Annotated in this window: 17 protein-coding genes and 1 riboswitch; of the genes, 8 read left to right on the forward strand and 9 right to left on the reverse strand. The window is 35.3% G+C overall.

What is annotated here, in order from left to right; translation table 11 throughout:
* Positions 1 to 6 precede the first annotated feature (6 nt).
* On the reverse strand, positions 7 to 1,176 hold the full coding sequence (locus PSR14_RS01980; RefSeq protein ID WP_061536380.1) for a cyclopropane-fatty-acyl-phospholipid synthase family protein: 1,170 nt from the start codon (positions 1,174 to 1,176) through the stop codon (positions 7 to 9).
* Between the two features lie 248 nt (positions 1,177 to 1,424).
* Between PSR14_RS01980 and PSR14_RS01985 the strand changes: the two genes are divergently transcribed.
* The 5 genes from PSR14_RS01985 to PSR14_RS02005 all read left to right on the forward strand — a co-directional run bounded on the left by PSR14_RS01985 (position 1,425) and on the right by PSR14_RS02005 (position 6,974).
* Positions 1,425 to 2,168 carry an HAD family hydrolase gene (locus PSR14_RS01985; RefSeq protein WP_061185503.1) on the forward strand — a complete coding sequence of 248 codons (744 nt, stop codon included), beginning with the start codon at positions 1,425 to 1,427 and terminating at the stop codon, positions 2,166 to 2,168.
* Between the two features lie 142 nt (positions 2,169 to 2,310).
* Positions 2,311 to 3,675 (forward strand): 4-aminobutyrate--2-oxoglutarate transaminase, encoded by a 1,365-nt coding sequence (gene gabT / locus PSR14_RS01990; RefSeq protein WP_074533296.1) that lies wholly within the window; start codon positions 2,311 to 2,313, stop codon positions 3,673 to 3,675.
* A gap of 116 nt (positions 3,676 to 3,791) precedes the next feature.
* Positions 3,792 to 5,159, forward strand: a complete 1,368-nt coding sequence (locus tag PSR14_RS01995) for a sigma-54-dependent Fis family transcriptional regulator (protein WP_000225162.1) — start codon at positions 3,792 to 3,794, stop codon at positions 5,157 to 5,159.
* Positions 5,152 to 6,603 carry an NADP-dependent succinate-semialdehyde dehydrogenase gene (gene gabD / locus PSR14_RS02000; protein ID WP_000358101.1) on the forward strand — a complete coding sequence of 484 codons (1,452 nt, stop codon included), beginning with the start codon at positions 5,152 to 5,154 and terminating at the stop codon, positions 6,601 to 6,603. Before PSR14_RS01995 ends, gabD begins: the two co-directional genes overlap by 8 nt.
* A gap of 47 nt (positions 6,604 to 6,650) precedes the next feature.
* A complete protein-coding gene (locus PSR14_RS02005; protein WP_000263254.1) occupies positions 6,651 to 6,974 on the forward strand; it encodes a multidrug efflux SMR transporter in 324 nt (107 codons plus the stop codon).
* Positions 6,975 to 7,014: 40 nt separating this feature from the next.
* On the opposite strand, the gene PSR14_RS02010 is transcribed toward PSR14_RS02005, so the two are convergent.
* Together PSR14_RS02010 and PSR14_RS02015 are read right to left on the reverse strand one after the other, a co-directional pair.
* The gene (locus tag PSR14_RS02010) at positions 7,015 to 8,244 is read right to left on the reverse strand and encodes an aminopeptidase (protein WP_061536379.1); all 1,230 of its coding nucleotides are present in this window, start codon (positions 8,242 to 8,244) and stop codon (positions 7,015 to 7,017) included.
* Between the two features lie 116 nt (positions 8,245 to 8,360).
* Complete coding sequence (locus tag PSR14_RS02015; protein ID WP_073541571.1) at positions 8,361 to 9,443, reverse strand: polysaccharide deacetylase family protein; 1,083 nt, start codon at positions 9,441 to 9,443, stop codon at positions 8,361 to 8,363.
* A 536-nt stretch (positions 9,444 to 9,979) separates the two neighbouring features.
* Between PSR14_RS02015 and PSR14_RS02020 the strand changes: the two genes are divergently transcribed.
* Positions 9,980 to 10,687: a hypothetical protein gene (locus PSR14_RS02020; protein ID WP_000875618.1), complete on the forward strand. Its 708-nt coding sequence runs from the start codon at positions 9,980 to 9,982 to the stop codon at positions 10,685 to 10,687.
* 52 nt (positions 10,688 to 10,739) lie between these two features.
* Here the strand turns inward: PSR14_RS02020 and PSR14_RS02025 are convergent, their stop codons facing one another.
* Positions 10,740 to 11,936 carry a NupC/NupG family nucleoside CNT transporter gene (locus PSR14_RS02025; protein ID WP_001200498.1) on the reverse strand — a complete coding sequence of 399 codons (1,197 nt, stop codon included), beginning with the start codon at positions 11,934 to 11,936 and terminating at the stop codon, positions 10,740 to 10,742.
* 201 nt (positions 11,937 to 12,137) lie between these two features.
* A riboswitch (purine riboswitch) is annotated at positions 12,138 to 12,239 on the reverse strand.
* Positions 12,240 to 12,339: 100 nt separating this feature from the next.
* Between PSR14_RS02025 and rlmD the strand changes: the two genes are divergently transcribed.
* Entirely contained in the window at positions 12,340 to 13,740 is a 1,401-nt protein-coding gene (rlmD, locus tag PSR14_RS02030; protein ID WP_406644117.1) for a 23S rRNA (uracil(1939)-C(5))-methyltransferase RlmD, read from the forward strand.
* Positions 13,741 to 13,798: 58 nt separating this feature from the next.
* Here the strand turns inward: rlmD and PSR14_RS02035 are convergent, their stop codons facing one another.
* Positions 13,799 to 14,923, reverse strand: coding sequence for a tyrosine-type recombinase/integrase (locus PSR14_RS02035; RefSeq protein ID WP_327946824.1), 1,125 nt, complete (start codon positions 14,921 to 14,923; stop codon positions 13,799 to 13,801).
* Positions 14,924 to 15,097: 174 nt separating this feature from the next.
* Between PSR14_RS02035 and PSR14_RS02040 the strand changes: the two genes are divergently transcribed.
* Positions 15,098 to 15,256, forward strand: a complete 159-nt coding sequence (locus tag PSR14_RS02040; RefSeq protein WP_000970855.1) for a hypothetical protein — start codon at positions 15,098 to 15,100, stop codon at positions 15,254 to 15,256.
* A 526-nt stretch (positions 15,257 to 15,782) separates the two neighbouring features.
* Here PSR14_RS02040 and PSR14_RS02045 read toward each other — a convergent pair.
* The 4 genes from PSR14_RS02045 to PSR14_RS02060 form a co-directional block, all read right to left on the reverse strand.
* The gene (locus PSR14_RS02045; RefSeq protein ID WP_327946823.1) at positions 15,783 to 16,346 is read right to left on the reverse strand and encodes a DUF4352 domain-containing protein; all 564 of its coding nucleotides are present in this window, start codon (positions 16,344 to 16,346) and stop codon (positions 15,783 to 15,785) included.
* A gap of 134 nt (positions 16,347 to 16,480) precedes the next feature.
* Positions 16,481 to 16,825, reverse strand: coding sequence for a DUF4064 domain-containing protein (locus PSR14_RS02050; protein ID WP_069354838.1), 345 nt, complete (start codon positions 16,823 to 16,825; stop codon positions 16,481 to 16,483).
* 19 nt (positions 16,826 to 16,844) lie between these two features.
* Positions 16,845 to 17,372 carry a DUF4352 domain-containing protein gene (locus PSR14_RS02055; RefSeq protein WP_327946822.1) on the reverse strand — a complete coding sequence of 176 codons (528 nt, stop codon included), beginning with the start codon at positions 17,370 to 17,372 and terminating at the stop codon, positions 16,845 to 16,847.
* A gap of 190 nt (positions 17,373 to 17,562) precedes the next feature.
* Positions 17,563 to 17,910, reverse strand: coding sequence for a helix-turn-helix transcriptional regulator (locus tag PSR14_RS02060; RefSeq protein WP_136999448.1), 348 nt, complete (start codon positions 17,908 to 17,910; stop codon positions 17,563 to 17,565).
* Positions 17,911 to 18,108 lie beyond the last annotated feature (198 nt).

Raw genomic sequence — 18,108 nt, forward strand, 5'->3', positions numbered from 1 at the left:
CCTTTTTTATTTATACATATATGAACGTGTCCAAGGAATGGAATCACTAATCCCTTTTGTAAATACAAATTGATGTAAATCAATGTTACCAGTATAAAACGAAGCTGCACAAGCATTTAAATACAAGCGCCACATACGAATAAATCGCTCATCTTTTGTTTTACGTATTTCATCTAGTGTATTTTCAAAGTTTTCTGCCCAGTGTTGAAGTGTTTTACCGTAATGTCTGCGCAAACTTTCAACATCAACTATAAAGAAATGCTGATTAGTTATGTTAGTAATTAATTCATTAACGGCGGGGACGTATCCACCAGGAAATATATATTTCTCAATCCAACTATTAGTAGCGCCCTCTGTAGGAGAAGTAATACAGTGAAGAACGGAAATACCACCATCATTGAGTAATGCATTGACCGTTTCAAAGTACTCTGTAATGTGATCTTTCCCGACATGTTCAATCATACCTACACTAACAATTTTATCAAACTTTCGCTCGTGAATATCACGATAATCGAGTAAATTTACTTCAACTAAATCTGTGAGATTTTCTTTTTCGATTCTTTCTAGAGTTTTTGCATATTGTTCTTCACTTAATGTGACTCCCGTTGCTTTCACACCATATTGTTTTGCGGCAGCTGTAATGAGTTCACCCCATCCGCAACCAATGTCTAGCAAAGTATCTCCTTTTTGAAGGTTTAACTTTTTTAAAATATGATTTACTTTATTATGTTGAGCAGCTGTTAAGGAATCGGTTTCATTTTGGAAATATGCACAAGAGTATGTCATTGTTTCATCTAGCCATAATTTATAAAAATCGTTCCCAATATCATAATGATGGGCGATATCTTCTTTATTTTTTCGTTTTGAAAAATTCCATTTGCTTGTAAAGTATTGTAATTTGCTATTACCTAAAAAACTGTCTTTGTTTTTATAAATAGACTCAATCGCTTTTTCAAGGTTACCCTCTATTTCAATATCTCCATTCATATAAGCTTCACCAAATGCGATGGAGGGATCTTTTATTATCTCTTTTTTGGCAAGAGGTTTGTGGAATGTAATATGAAATTGAGGATTTCCTTCACCGTACTGTACAGTGTTTCCATCCCAAAGTGTAATTTGAACAGGATCTAAAAACAGATTTTCTAATGTTTTCTTATAAAATATTTCTTCAACCATATATAAACATCTCCTACTTAAAAAAAGAATTAGGAAACTATCATGATAGTTAATGAGGTTAAGTAATTAGCTAATTTTCAATAAGATGAGAGTAATTTTACGCTTCTGTTACGTAATAGTCAAACAATCCGATTTGTATTGTAAATTGGAAGTTAGTTTGATTTTCATGGTATTTTTACAATTCGTTTATTTTATATCCATACTTTATTGATACACTGGAGGAGATAAGAGACGAGAGGTGGGGTGTTATGGAGAAAGTAAAAGCAATACTATTTGATAAAGATGGGACATTAATGGATTTTCATTCAATTTGGATAAAAGTGGCTGAAGAACTTGTGGCTGAATGTATAAAATTATACCAACTGCCACAATCAATGCAGCCGACTTTATTAAAAGAAATCGGTGTGGATGGGGTATTTGTTCACCCACGTAGCGCAATAGCGGCAGGAACAAGCCTTGATGTGGCAAAGGGGCTTTGTAAGTATATTACGTCATCTAAAGAAGAGGAAATGCATGAATGGGTAAGTGAAAAACTGTTTGCCCTTATGTACGAGCATCGTTCTTACATGAAAATGACGGCAGATTTACCGAGAATTTTACAAAGCTTAAAGGATAGAGGATTTATTTTAGGTGTTGTCACGGCGGATGATTTTGCACCGACAGAATTATTTTTAAAACAGTATCAATTAGAGACCTTTTTTGATTATGTTGTAGCTTCAGATACATTTGCGGTACAAAAACCCGATAAAAGAATTATAGAATCCTTCTGTGAGAAATTTCATTTAAAGGCATGTGAAGTAGCGGTCGTTGGGGATACACCGACTGATTTATATTTAGCGAAAAATGGTGATTGCTATGCAATTGGAGTACTATCTGGTACAGGAGATCGTCAAACATTAGAACCACTTGCTGATTTAGTAGTACAGTCTGTTGGGGACCTTATTTCTCATTCAGGTGAGTTTGTTTGGGAAAAAGGAAAGTCTAATGTGTAAGAAAAATAAGTCTATAAAGACTCTTAATGAGTCTTTATAGACTTATTTTTTATGGCGAAATAGATGAATACTAGAAAAGAATATTGGCATACATTTTGCAATGAAAAGAGAAAACAATGTAAAGAAAAGGATGGGGTACGTAATGAATATAAAAAAATTTGCTAAAGTAAATGAACAAATTCCTGGACCGAAAGCAGCGTCTTTACTAGAACGCCGCCAAAATATAGTACCAAAAGGAGTAAGTAACGGCATCCCAACGTTTGTACAATCTGCAAATGGTGCTCTTGTTACTGATGTTGATGGTAATCAGTACATTGATTTCGCTGGAGCGATAGGAACAATTAACGTAGGACATTGTCACCCAGCTGTTAAAGAAGCGCTCCATAAACAAGTAGATCAATACATTCATACTGGCTTTAATGTCATGATGTATGAGCCATATATTGAATTAGCAGAAAAGCTTGCGGCATTAGCGCCGGGAAGTTTTGATAAGCAAGTACTATTTTTAAATAGTGGTGCAGAAGCAGTTGAGAATGCGGTGAAAATCGCTCGTAAATATACAAAAAGACCTGGTATTATTGCATTTTCTAAAGGTTTCCATGGACGTACATTAATGACAATGACGATGACAAGTAAAGTAAAACCATATAAGTTTGGATTTGGTCCATTTGCGCCTGAAGTCTATAAAGCACCATTCCCGTACGAATATCGCCGCCCAGAAGGATTAACGGAAGAGCAGTACGATAACTTTATGATTGAAGAGTTTAAGAATTTCTTCGTATCAGAAGTAGCACCAGAAACGATTGCAGCCGTTGTAATGGAACCTGTTCAAGGGGAAGGTGGATTTATCGTCCCAAGTAAGAAGTTTGTGCAAGAAGTACGCAATATTTGTTCAGAACACGGCATCTTATTTGTAGCGGATGAAATTCAAACTGGATTTAGCCGTACAGGAAAATATTTCGCCATTGATCATTATGATGTCGTTCCGGATTTAATTACGGTATCTAAATCATTAGGTGCTGGTGTACCGATTAGTGGTGTTATTGGGCGCAAAGAAATTATGAATGAGTCTGCACCAGGAGAACTTGGTGGAACGTATGCAGGAAGTCCGCTAGGATGTGCGGCAGCATTAGCAGTACTTGATGTAATAGAAAAAGAGAATTTAAATGATAGAGCGATAGAATTAGGAAAAGTCGTAATGAACCGATTCGAAGAGATGAAAAATAAATATAATTGCATCGGTGATGTGCGCGGTTTAGGAGCAATGTGTGCATTTGAGCTCGTTCAAGATCGTAAGACGAAAGCACCTGATAAAACGTTAACAGCTAATTTATGCACAGAAGCAAATAAACGCGGCTTACTTCTACTATCAGCAGGAACATACGGTAATGTTATTCGTGTGCTAATGCCATTAGTGATTACAGATGAGCAACTGGAAGAAGGATTAACAATCATTGAAGAATCGTTGCAAGTCTGTTATGAGAAAGCAAATATTGCTCGTGTTTAAAAGTTAAATAATAAAACAGCAAACATTCTAGCTGACTCTATATAAAATGCAGAAAATTCGATTTATAATAAAGGTAGTGAAGTGAATCGACGGATTGGAAGTTAGGGGTGGCTAGGATGGTTGCAGAAAAGGAACGAGTGTTAATGGATTTACAAGATGTATTTGAATATGCGTTTGACGAAATTTTTGTGACTGACGAAAAGGGAATCGTTGTACGTGTAAATAGTACATGTGAAAGGCACTATCAATTGGCTGCAAAAGAGTTAGTAGGTAAACATGTAAAAGAATTGCAGAAAGATGGTATCTTTTATCCATCAGCAACGTTAGAAGTAATTGAAAAAAAGAGGCCAATCGAACTCGTTCAGACGACAAAATCAGGAGAGTATTTACACGTTCGTACAAGACCTGTTTTTGATGAAGAGGGCAATTTAAGAAGAGTAATTAGTTACTCTCGTGATCTTACAGAACTCTATCAATTACGTCAAAAGGTAGAAGAAATGGATAATCAGTTAAAAACATATAAAAAAGAATTAAGAGAAACATATGAACATGAAGGACTTATTTTTAAAAGTATCGCTATGCAAAAAATAGTCGAGACAATCAAGAAAGTATCCGCGGTAGATAGTACGGTTCTCGTTTTAGGTGAGACAGGAGTAGGAAAGAGTCGATTGGTGCGTCATTTACATGAAGTGAGTAACCGGAAGAATGAAAGTTTCTATGAAATTAACTGTGCGGCATTGCCGACAAATTTAATTGAATCAGAGCTTTTTGGATACTCAGGCGGATCCTTTACAGGTGCGAATCGTGAAGGGAAAAAGGGACTATTAGAATCAGCGCATAAAGGAACGCTATTCTTAGATGAAATTGGCGAAATGCCGCTTGAAACTCAAGCAAAGCTTTTGCAAGTGTTGCAAGAAAAAACGTTTCGCCCTATAGGCGGAAGAGAATTAAAAAAGGTGGATGTTAGAATTGTAGCGGCAACAAATAGAGATTTAAGTATGATGGTGAAACAAGGAACATTTCGGAAAGATTTATATTATCGTCTGAATGTCATTCCCATTGTAATCCCGCCACTACGGGAAAGAACAGAAGACATTTTGCCACTTATTTATCATTATTTACAACACTTTAACGAGAAATATGGTAGAAATGTAAAATTAGCGCCTAGCACATTACAAATGTTTGTTGGTTACCCGTGGGAAGGAAATAATAGAGAGATTGAAAATGTGATTGAGCGAATTGTTATAACTGCCGATGATATCGTTACGATAGAAGATTTACCAATAGCGATGCAAGAATCAACGGTTGAACAGTCCGGTCAAAGTCTCTATAAAATGTTAGAAGAAGTAGAACGGAATATTATTTTGAAAGCATATAAAACATATGGATCGAGTTATAAAGTAGCGGAGTTTTTAAAAATAAGTCAATCTGCTGCGACTAGGAAAATAAAGAAACTTATAGAGGAGGAAGAGAATATTGGATAAAAAAGCGACGTTTGTAAATGTAGAGAAAAAGGCGATGTATATAAATGGTGAGTGGATTACATTGCAAGAGCAAATCGAAGTAAATAATCCAGCAACGAAGGAAATATTTGCGACTGTACCAAAGGGCGGGGTAACAGAGGCAAAGCAAGCTGTTGATGCTGCGCATGAAGCTTTTAAATTATGGTCTAAGTTAACAGCGGCAGATCGTGCAGCGAAATTAAAAAAATGGTTCACACTTATTGAGGAAAATAAAGAAGAGATTGCAGCGATCATGACGAAAGAACAAGGAAAGCCCTTTGCAGAAGCGCTTGGTGAAGTGAATTATGCAAATAGTTTTGTTGAATGGTATGCAGAAGAAGGAAAACGCGTATATGGTGAAATGATTCCTGCTTCTCATCCGAATAAACGTATTTTAGTCATGAAGCAACCAGTTGGTGTTATGGCAGCTATTACGCCTTGGAACTTCCCGGCTGCTATGATTACGAGAAAGGTAGCTCCGGCGCTTGCAGCAGGATGTACAGCGGTTGTAAAACCTGCAAGTCAAACGCCGTTAACTGCGTTAAAATTAGCTGAATTAGCTCATGAAGCAGACATTCCAAAAGGCGTAATAAATATTGTAACAGGTAGTGCGAAAGCAATTGCTGATACGTGGATGGAAGATGGGCGTGTTCGAAAAGTGTCCTTTACAGGATCAACGGAAATTGGGAAAGAGTTAATGGCTAGTGCGGCACAAACGATGAAAAAGGTTTCACTTGAGTTAGGTGGTCACGCACCGTTTATTGTTATGAATGATGCAGACTTAGATAAAGCAGTAGAGGCAGTAATCGGTTCGAAATTCCGTAACGCAGGACAAACGTGTATATGTACAAACCGAGTATTTGTTCAGGAAGAAGTGTATGAAGCGTTTGTAGAGAAGTTTCAAAAGGCAGTAGGGCAGTTAAAAGTAGGGGACGGTTTCAGTGACGGAACGACTGTAGGACCACTTATTGACGAGAATGCAGTTTCAAAAGTACAAGAACATATTGAAGATGCTATTCAAAAAGGTGGAACAGTTTTATATGGTGGCCAAAAGGTTACAGAGCTAGATGGACACTTTATTCAACCAACTGTAATTGGATTAGCGAATGATACGATGCTTTGTATGAATGAAGAAACATTTGGACCAGTTGCACCTGTTGCGAAATTTAAAACGGTTGAAGAAGTAATTGAACGGGCAAACAATACGCCATACGGTTTAGCAGCGTACATTTTCACGAAAGACATTAGCCAAGCATTCCAAATTAGTGAAGCACTAGAGTATGGTATTATCGGTTTAAATGATGGCCTCCCATCAGTTGCACAAGCGCCGTTCGGTGGCTTTAAAGAGAGTGGCATTGGTCGTGAAGGAGGTCATTTCGGTATCGAGGAATATTTAGAAATTAAATATATTTCATTAGGACTATAAGTAGTATACTAGAATCTCTATAAGGTAACAGAGAAGGAGATTCTAGTATGGTATATTGGTTATTATTACTTGTAACAATTATTTTTGAAGTAGCTGGAACAATTGCGATGAAGTTATCAAACGGTTTAACAAAGCTCATTCCAAGTGTACTTATTTTTGTATTTTACGGAATTTGTTTCAGCGTGTTCGCCATCGTTGTAAAAAAGATTCATTTAAGTATTGCTTATGCAATTTGGTCTGGTGTTGGGACGTTACTTATTACGATTATTAGTGTGTACTTTTTTAAAGAGCACATTAGCCTATTCCAAGCATTTTGTATTCTTTTCATCGTGTTAGGAGTAATTGGGCTTAAGGTTTCATCTGCATCATAAAAGGCTATCTTCCAGTGTGGAAGATAGCCTTTTGCTTTTATTAAAACGCCCAATTACCTTTACGGAAGATTGGTTCATGTCTGCCATCAGCTGTAATGCCGTCGATATCAAGCTCAGCTGATCCAATCATGAAATCTTCGTGTGTAATACTAGCGTTTGCGCCATTTTCAGCAAGTTCTTCTTTAGACATCGTTTTTCCGCCAACTAAGTTAAATGCATAAGCATTTCCGATTGCAAGGTGGCAAGATGCGTTTTCATCAAATAGCGTGTTGTAGAATAAAATATTTGTGTTTGAAATTGGTGAATCATGAGGTACTAAAGCTACTTCTCCTAAGAAGTGAGAACCTTCATCTGTTTCTACTAAATGTTTTAAAGCTTCTTCTCCAACTTCAGCTTTATAATCTACGATACGTCCGTTTTCAAATGTTAACGTGAAGTTATCGATAATGTTACCTGCAAATGCTAACGGTTTTGTACTAGATACTTGGCCATTTACACCTGTTTTAAGTGGCATTGTAAACACTTCTTCAGTTGGAATGTTCGCCATAAATGGTACGTTCTTTTCATTTAAGCTACCAGCACCAGCCCATACATGTTTTTCTGGAAGTTCGATCGTTAAATCTGTTCCAGGACCTGTATAGTGAAGAGCTTTATAATGCTTTTCGTTTAAATAATCAACTTTTGTATGTAATGTTTTATCGTGTTCTTTCCATGCTTCCACAGGATTTTCTAAATCAGCACGAGTAGCTTTGAAAATAGCATCCCATAGTTTTGCTTCTTGTTCTTCTGGTGCAACGTCAGGGAATACTTTCGCAGCCCATTCTTTCGTAGGAACAGAAATGACACACCAGCTTACTTTATCAGCTTGTACGTAATCACGGTATACTTTCATTGCTTCACCAGCTACTTTATGAGCTGTTGAGATACGCGTTGGTTCTACACCTTTTAATAAATCAGGGTTTTCTGCATAAATAGACATAAATGCAGCGCCTTCTTTTGCTAATTCTTCACGAGCGTGTGCTTTCCAAGATGGGAACTCAGCGAATGCTTCTTCAGGAGCTAGATCGAACTTTAAGCGTGTTAACGTCTCATCATTCCAATCCACATATACGTGTTTTGCACCAGATTTATATGCTTTTTCTGTAACGAGGCGTACAAATTGTACAGCTTCAAGAGGTGCGCTAATTGATAATGTTTGTCCTGGTTGAATATTAACACCAACATTGACTGCAAGGGCAGCATATTTCTCTAACGTTTGTTCAAATGACATATGTATAATCTCCTTTAATTTGAAAGATTTCTTACTATATATAATACAAGAAAATTCAAAAAATATATATAAATATAGCGTAAAAAGAGAGCTCAAAATATATTGAGCCCTCATCGTTATTTAATCGAAGAAGCAAACTGTTCTACGGTCGTCGTATGGTGTATGCGAACACGCTTCATTTTTAACAATTCATCGGGTTCACCTTTTGTAATGAATTTTCCGGGTTTTGTTGTCGTCGCAAATTGATAATATTTCTTCGTTTCTGCAACGACTTTATCATCTACATGACCGAATGGATAAGCAACTGCGATAACGGGCTTACCTGTTATTTTTTCTAACTTTTCTTTTGATCCTTTTAATTCCTCTTCATAGTTTGTAATTTTCGGTAAGTCTGCATGCGTCGCTGTATGAGATTGCACTGAGAAAATGCCGGAATTGACCATTTCTTTTATTTCAGAAGTAGACAGTGATCCTTCTACATCAACGTTATCAACAATCATATATTCTGTTGCCGCCGGTTTAAATGTATCGTCTTTTAGCTTTTGTAAAACATGGAATGCATTCATATTATTTTTCATACCGTCATCAAATGTAACAAAGATAGGTTTATTTACTTTATTAATATCACCCCAACGTTCAAAAGTTAGTAATGTATAGCCGTTGTCTTTTAAATATTTCATTTGGGCTTCAAAGTTAGCAGGTGAGACGAATAAATCTTTAATGCCTTGTCCGTGATAATCATCGATTGCATGATACATAAGAACGGGAACCTTTTGTTCGAAAGTAATAGCAGCTTTTGTGAGTGGGATGCTTTTCCCATCTTCTTTTATGCCTATTGCTTCAATTTGGAACTCACCACGTTTTCCTTCAAATTCTTTTATATCAAAAGGAAGTGTAAACTGTTTCTCTTTTTCTTTAGAAGAAAAAGATTTAGTGTGTTCCTTTCCATCAGCAGTACGCCAAATTTTATATTGTACTTCAGTTAAAGTATCTTTTATATCTGTTATATGAATAGTAGTATTTGTAGATTCGTGTGTAATGGGCTGATAAGAAATTTTACCTTGTTCTTGCACAGTTTCTGTTTGTTTCTTAACTTCTTGAACCCTTTTCTCTTTTTTAGGTTCCTGGTTTACATTGCTAGTATTACAACCTGCTAGAATGGCAGATGTGCATAAAGCGATTGCTGCATATTTTCTCATAAAATCACCTTCTATTGTGTATTATGTTACATATTTATATTTAAAATCCCCACCGCTGTAAGAGAGGTGGGGACATACCCTTGTTCATCATAGCATTTGGAGAAAATGAGGGGAATATGAATTTTAGGAGGCTATTAAGGTAATAGATTAGTGACTTTGAATAGAGGTATTTTTTTGTTTCTTATTAGAATTAATAATAATATAACCTACTACAAAGATAAGAGGAATAATGAAGACATAGATAGGCATTCCCCATACATAATAGCTTTTTAGGGTTAAGACTAGTAAATGTAATAAATCGGCAAGTGCGTGAATTTTCATAAGGTCCTCCAATTAGTTTTTTTACAAATTATAACATTCGAAGTTTATTATTTGTATAATTTGGAAAGTAATTTAAGCTAATTTTAAAGTAATAAGACTTATGAATATGCAATTTTGTATATTGTTAATGAATTTTATTGAAATATAAGAATTTTAGACTATAATAAGAACGCTATAAAATTAAGTAAGAATGATGTACGGAGTGGAGAACAGAAATGAAATATAAAAAAATAGTATATATCCTTTTCATATCGCTATTTATAGTCGGTTGTCAAAGTGAAGTAAGTAAAGCAAACAGTGTGGAAGAGTATATTCCAGCGCATCTTATGAACGCGGAAGTTACGGCGGATATTATGACGCTAGAGATGGATCCAGATACTTTTAAAAAGGTAGGGAATATTGGTCAAAGAATGAGAGAGCATCTAGTGAATAATATGGAATGGTATTTAAAATACGTAGAAGAGCATGCAGAGAAAAAAAGTTTTCCATATCATCCTAATTTCGGTGTTACAAAAGAAGAGTATGAGTTTGTACTGAATGCAATTGATCAAAGTAAATTGGTTAATACAAAGGATGGAAAGCTGAAATTCAAGAAAAAAAGTGATCATGAAGTAGAGATTTTCTCAAATGAAAGTATAAAGCTTCTTAAATATATAGTTATTGATATGGAGAAGAATACAGTAAAAACATCTCTAGGCGAATGTGAATATTTTGGAGAAATATTGGCATCGCCAGAACAGAAGTTAACTGGTCCTTGGCACGGAAAACAATGGATGTTAAAAAAAGATGACTTAATATATATTTTTTCTTTAGGGAAAATGGAGACAAGAAATAAATCCATTATTGATATTTCGGTGAAAGGTAAATATAAGGGAGAAATTATTAATAAGGAAGAGGCATTAGAGTTTTCTTCAGTTTCTTAAATGATGATAATAAAAAATCACCTTGCTGTCTAAGCGAAGGTGATTTTTTTTATTAAATAAACAATCCAGCGATTGTCGCAGATAAAATAGAAGCAAGTGTTGATGCAAATAGCATTTTCCAACCAAATTTAGAAACAACGCTTCCTTGTTTTTCAGAAAGGGCACGGATTGTACCAACGATTGCACCAATTTGGCTAATACTTGCGAAGCTAATTAAGAATACTGTAACGATTCCAACTGTACGTGGAGATAATGTTGCTGCAACACCTTTTAAATCAAGTATTGCTACAAACTCGTTTAATACAATCTTCGTACCCATAATACCACCAGCTGGGATAATATCTTGAGTTGGAATACCCATTAAGAACGCGAATGGAGCAAGTATATAACCGAAGATTTGTTGTAACGTAACAGCATATCCCATTGCACCTGAAGCGGCACTAATTACGTAGTTTACAACTTCCATCACACCGATGAAGGCGATCATTAATGCGGCAACGATACCAGCTACTTTTAAACCGTCAAGTGCACCGTTAATCATTGCACCGATAAAGCTGTCTCCGAATAAAGTACGATCAAATTTCTGAACTACTTCGTCTTCTTTTTTCGTATCAACAGGTGTTAATAACGAACAAACGATTAAGCTTGAGAATAAGTTTAACGGAAGAGCTGCTAGTACATATTTCGCATCTAACATCATTACGTATGATGCTGTAACAGAGGCAGAAACTGAACTCATTGCAGAACAACAAATGATAAACATACGGTTTTTATTGAAATGTTGTAAATCATTTTTAATAACGATTAACGCTTCACTTGAACCAAAGAATACAGAGTTTACTGCGTGGAATGATTCAACGCGTGGTAAACCAGTGATTTTTGAAATGGCACCGCCGACAACGCGAACGATGAATGGTAAAACCCCTAAGTAACTAAAGATAGAAAGTAGTGCTGAGAAAAATACGATAATTAATAGTACGTTTAAGAAAAAGACAAAATCTCTTTGAATCCCATTAAAGAGAAAATCGACACCTGTCGTACCAAGTTTAATTAGTTTGTTGAAAACTTTACCAATGAAAATAATGATTTGTTGACCAATCTTTGTGCCAAACATAAACCAACCGATTAAAATTTGAAAACCAATCATAATAGCAATTGCACGGAAGTTGATTTTACTTTTGTTGTTTGACAAAGCAAAACATAAACCTAAAACGACAAGAATACCGATAATGCTCATTACATATTGCATGTAGTTGCCCCTTTCAGAAGTTCGTATAAAGTTTGTACATAAAACGCTCGTTATATTACTAAAAATAAAACAAGGAGGTTTTATGTCATACGTAAGATGTCTGACCTTTTAGAAAAATAAAAATAAAAAAAGACCCATATGGATTCACTTTCATCTATGAGAGAAAGCTAATCAATATGAGTCCTTTTTGCACATGGGCTAATATTCATTAGTTTTCCCCATAGTCCAGCAATTTAAGGTTGCCGGGTAGAAACTCTCGATCCATATTATCGAGTATATATGAGGTAACATCGTCCGTATTAAATTAGTAGTAGCGTAACATTAACGGAGAACTATCGTCAATAGCTTTTTTTCTTCCAATAGAAATAGACCATATAAGTATGATAAAATGTAACGCAGTGTTATGAAAAAGAGAGGTCGGAAAATGAGTACAAAAATGACGCCACCAGTTGAAAAAAACGAGTTTATAGATGTAGTATTTGAAGATTTAACACATGATGGTGCCGGTGTTGCGAAAGTAAAAGGCTATCCTATTTTCGTTAAAAACGGATTACCAGGTGAAGAAGCACAAATTAAAATTATTAAAGTAAAGAAAAACTTCGCATTCGGTCGTTTAATGAAGCTTCATACAAAGAGCCCATATCGTAAAGATGCAGAATGCCCAGTGTACAATCAGTGCGGCGGTTGTCAGCTTCAGCATTTAACATATGAAGGACAATTACAAGCGAAAGAAAAACAAGTACGCGACGTTATGCAGCGCATCGGCGGATTAAGTGATGTTCCTGTTCATCCTGTACTTGGCATGAAGAATCCGTGGGTATACCGTAACAAAGCACAAGTACCAATTGGAGAACGTGAAGGTGGACTTGTAGCTGGATTCTATCGTCAAGGAACGCATGACATCATTAATATGGAATCGTGTTTAATTCAAGCAGAAGAAAACGATACATTAATTCAAGAAGTAAAACGTATTTGTGAAAAACACGGGATTTCAGCGTACAATGAAGAGCGTAACAAAGGAACACTTCGCCACGTAATGGCTCGTTACGGACAAGTAACAGGGGAAATTATGCTTGTCTTCATTACTCGTACAGCAGAATTGCCAAACAAGAAAGCAATCATTGAAGAAATTGCAGCGAAATTCCCTGAAGTAAAATCGATTGTTCAAAACGTAAACACGAAACGTACAAACGTAATCTTCGGAGACAAAACGACAGTACTGTACGGATCAGAATATATTTATGACTTTATCGGTGACATTAAATTTGCGATTTCAGCACGTTCATTCTATCAAGTAAACCCAGAACAAACGAAAGTGCTGTACGATAAAACGTTAGAATACGCAAAATTAGATGGTAACGAAACAGTAATTGATGCCTATTGTGGAATTGGATCAATCTCCTTATTCCTAGCACAAAAAGCGAAAAAAGTGTACGGCGTTGAAATCGTCCCAGAAGCGATCGAAGACGCAAAGCGTAACGCAGCACTAAACAACATGACAAACGCTGAATTTGGTGTAGGAGAAGCAGAAGTAGTTATTCCAAAATGGTATAAAGAAGGCGTAATCGCTGACACAATGGTCGTAGATCCACCGCGTAAAGGTTGCGATGAGGCACTATTAAACACAATCATCGACATGAAACCAAAACGCGTCGTATACGTATCATGTAACCCAGCAACATTAGCACGTGATTTAAAAGTACTAGAAGAAGGCGGATATAAAACACAGGAAGTACAACCTGTTGATATGTTCCCACATACGACTCATGTGGAGTGTGTAGCTTGGTTAAGCCTTGAAGTATAGGGGTTTTATAATAATTGTTGATGGGTTTGACCACATTCTGACCACATCAACAATTATTTTATGATTTTAACGCCTCACTTAGCGCTATAGTGGCACTTTCTTGCATATCTAACGTAACATGACTATAGGTGTCCAATGTGGTCTTAATAGAATTATGTCCTAATCGTTCACTTACGATTTTCGGATTAATACCTAATTTAAGAAGAAGTGTGGCATGAGTATGTCGTAAGTCATGGAATCTAATTTTGGGAACTTGTGCTGTCTTTATAAATCTTTCAAAGACAGTAGTTAATGTTCTTGGATAGATTGGTCTACCATCTTCTCTACTGAAAACTAAGTCATTATCTTCATAAGCTTTACCGATAGCTAATTTAAATTCATTTTGTTTTGCTTTATAACTTTTCAACTCTTTACATAAGCTTTGATCAATCGCAATTAAGCGTTTAGAACCCGATGTTTTCGGTTCTGTAAATCGAAATCCTAATTCATCATAAATTAGAGTTTCAGTCACACTAACCTTACCTTCAACTAAATCTACATTTTTCCACTTTAAGCCTAGCAATTCACCTCTACGCATACCGGTATTAAGTGCAAGTAAAAATAAATGATAGTAAATAGGATTGTCAAATTTAGCGTATGTTAAGAAGGTTTTCGTCTCCTCAATTGACCACGTATTATTGACCACTTTTCGTGGACGAGGGATTTCTACATGTTCAAACGGGTTTTTATATAAAAGTTCCCATTTAACAGCATCTTCTAATGCCCCTTTTAAAATGATAAAAATGTACTCAATATATTTAGGAGATAACTCTTCATCAATTAGCGATTTAACAAATCGTTGTCCATGTAGAGGTTTTAAATCTTTCAGTTTATGTGAGCCAACTATAGGAATAATCCTACCGTTAACAGCTCGTCTATAATTAATGAATGTAGTATCTCTCACTCGTTGCTTAGCTGTGTTTTCAAGCCACTCCTGTAAATATTCACTGAGAGTAAGATTTTTATCATCAACTAGACTCCCAATATTAAACTGATGAATAAGTTCATTACACGCTCTTTCGGCTTCTTTCTTTGTTTTCAAGCCTGATACTGTTTTTTGTTTTCTTTTTCCAGTAAGAGGATCTCTTCCAATATCAATTGTAAATGACCACTTTTCACCGCGTTTTCTAAAATATCCTTTCATTATCCATACCTCCTTGAACTAATAGTATTCGAATAGTACAAATAATTCCAGTATTAGAAAAAGGAAAAAGTAACTCAGATGAGTTACTTTATGGTAAACTATATTCAACTGTATACGTCGGGTGGCTGGTTGCTATCCTTTCTCTTTATTTTAGAGAGAAAGGAGGTGACCCTTATGATGGAATATTTACTTTCTTTGTCTCAGGATTTACTCAAGGTATTCCTAACTATAGTTGTTACAGCTTATGCAAATAAGTTTGCTAACAATTTGTTTAAGAAAAGTAAAAGAGCCACCCCTCGCCGTCAGAAGCAGGGTAGCTCTAGAAGAAAATAAATAGCAACCTTACCACCTGATGGCGGCAGTTACTGAAGAGATGTTACAGCATCTCTTCTTTTATTCTATGCAATTCAGATAAGTGTCATACTCAATATATAGTAAATATATATTCACTATACAATGGTGATTCTAGTGCCTATATTACCATAGTCATATTTTTTGGTCAACGCAAATAGCGGGGATTGAGAATAAATTTATAATGGTCCACAAAATAAAGTTTCATGGTAAAATATATGTATCCATACTTCTAAGTCCGCACATGTTGCGGGCTTTTTTATTGATATAAAATCAGTATTTTAATCAAAAAGAAAAGACACCCTAGGGTGCCTTCCTCCGACTTGATAACCACTTTAATTTTAATAATATGTATTGGACGTCAATCCGAATATTATTTTACCATGTTAATTTGTTTTGTACATTGAGAAAAAAGAAAAAGAACCATACATAGGAGATTTTCATGTTATATTGAAATCACCTAGATTATTGTTGCACATGGAATCCCCTTTTCATGTGCTTTTTTATTTTAAAGATTAATGATGATTTTCTTCTTACTCCAGAAATTAGGTGTGAATTGTAATTTTAATTTCTCTCCTATAGGTTGTTCAAATACAATAGTTCCTGCTACTTGTCCATTAGGTGCAAGTTGACCAGCGCTTAATTGTGTATTCTGGTTAATTATAGACGGTACAGCTCTGGTGATATTGCCTTGACTATTCCTCATTTCAAAATCAAATGGATTGTATGAGATATCATCTTTACCGCCATTATAGATATTTACTGCTACCAATACGTATTCATAGCCTTGTTTTGGTTTAACAAATTCTCCGCCAGAAGATTTTTTCACATCAGTTACAGTCAATCTGTGATCACCCATTTTAATAGTCTCGCCAATCGAATATTCCTTTTTAGTATCTTTTTCAGCATCTTTAACTTTTTGCCCTTCAGTTGTAACCTCTTGAGCTTGGTGTTTAGTTTTCGGATCTCCAAATACTAGTATCAAAGCACAAAAAAATAAGAAAGAACCGACTAAAATGAAACTCCCCCATCCGATATACTCCCAAACCTTTGATTTCTTTTCAACTTCCACCCGTATTTCTCCCCTTATATATTAGATTTTAATAATAAAATAGTATCAAAATTTCCAGTATTTGAGTACAAGATATTTAGAATATACAAAAAAAGAGAGCTTCGCCCTCTAATTTTGGTTAACATAATGTGTAATTAAGCTGATACAGCAGCTTTATCTTTACGGAAGATACCCATTAATCCGCCGATTAATAATAATACTCCTGGTAATAAGTAAACGATAGAGATACAGATGAACCCGCCAATAGCAGCAATTGTCATCATGATACCGCCAGTTTTAGCATTCTTCTTAACTACTACACAGCCAACAATCCCTAAGATAGATAGAGCGACAGCTCCCCATCCTAAACCGATGATACTGTCCGCACCTTCAGCTTCAAACGCAGCTCCCATACCACCAATCATTAAAGCGATAAATGCACAAATAATACCAAAAATACCGCCAATAAGTCCTAATACAAATTCAGTTGTTCTTTTCAAAATTAACACTCCTATGTAATTATTGTAGATTAATTCTTACTTCTTTTTTAGATAAGAAATTAGGTTTGAAGATTAATTGGAGCTTTGGGTCATCTTTCTTTGTTTCGAAAGCGATAGTTCCAGTGATTTTTCCGTTTGGAGCTAATTTTCCAGAATTCAATTGAGTATCTTGATTAACCATTGTAAATGCTTGATCTACGATATTCCCATCACTATTTTGCAGGTTAAAATCGAATGGGTTGTAACTGATTTCTTTCTTCCCGCCATTCTCTATAGTTAAGTTAGCAATTACAAACTCTTGTCCTTCTTTAGGTTTGTCGAATTCGCCACCTTGAGATTTTTCAACATTAGAAACCGTTAACTTATGGTCTCCTAGTTGAATCGTTTCACCAACTTTAAACTCTTTACTATCTTCTTTTTTAGTATCTGTTTGTTCAGTTTTTTGATTGTTAGATACTTTTTTTGCAGTTTCTTCAGTTTCGCTACATGCAGCTAAACTCAAAGCTAATGCTCCTGTTAAAGCGATTGTACCTAGTTTCTTATACATGTTCTTTCCTCCAATTATGTAAAATGTAAGATTTCCGAGCTTATCATAGCAAACAATCTATCATAATATTGTCATATTTTGTCGAAGGAAAATAAAAAAAGAGAGCAAATAGCTCCCTTACTCAAATTGTAAAAAGATGAATATTTTACAATTTGAAATTGGAAATGATTTCTTTTATGATGAAATCAAATCATAGTATGTCTTTATTGTTTTGTAACATTTTCACGTATAAGGAAACCTGTTTTGCAAAACGACCTTGTTGACGCCCGTCAAGCTCCTCATAAGCTCTTTGGATATCATTGAATAATAATTCTAATAACGCATCTTCTTTTCTGTTCTCAAAATTAAGAAGAGCGTCTGTGGAGGTGTTGAAATACGACGCAAGTATCTTTAAACTTTCAAGGTCAGGTTCATGACGGTCGGTTTCCCAATTCTTGATTTGTCCGCGCGATAAACCTGTTCGCTCAGATAATTGCTCTTGCGTTAAATCAAAAGACCTTCGTAAACGTTTAATGTTTTGTCCGACTGTAGTTTTCATAGTTTGAGTATAATAATCGCCTTATTACTATACCATAATTGGTCGATATTCTGACTTTTAAATTTATAATCGGTATTTTTACAGACTTTTAAAAAATACATAGACAAACATTTGTTTGGTGGTAAAATATTCATATAGGGGGATTTGTTTGATGTTATACAAAATTACATATTTCATTCTGTCGAACATGAAAAACGT

The sequence above is a fragment of the Bacillus sp. A01H genome, from assembly GCF_045277205.1.
GTDB lineage: Bacteria > Bacillota > Bacilli > Bacillales > Bacillaceae_G > Bacillus_A > Bacillus_A paranthracis.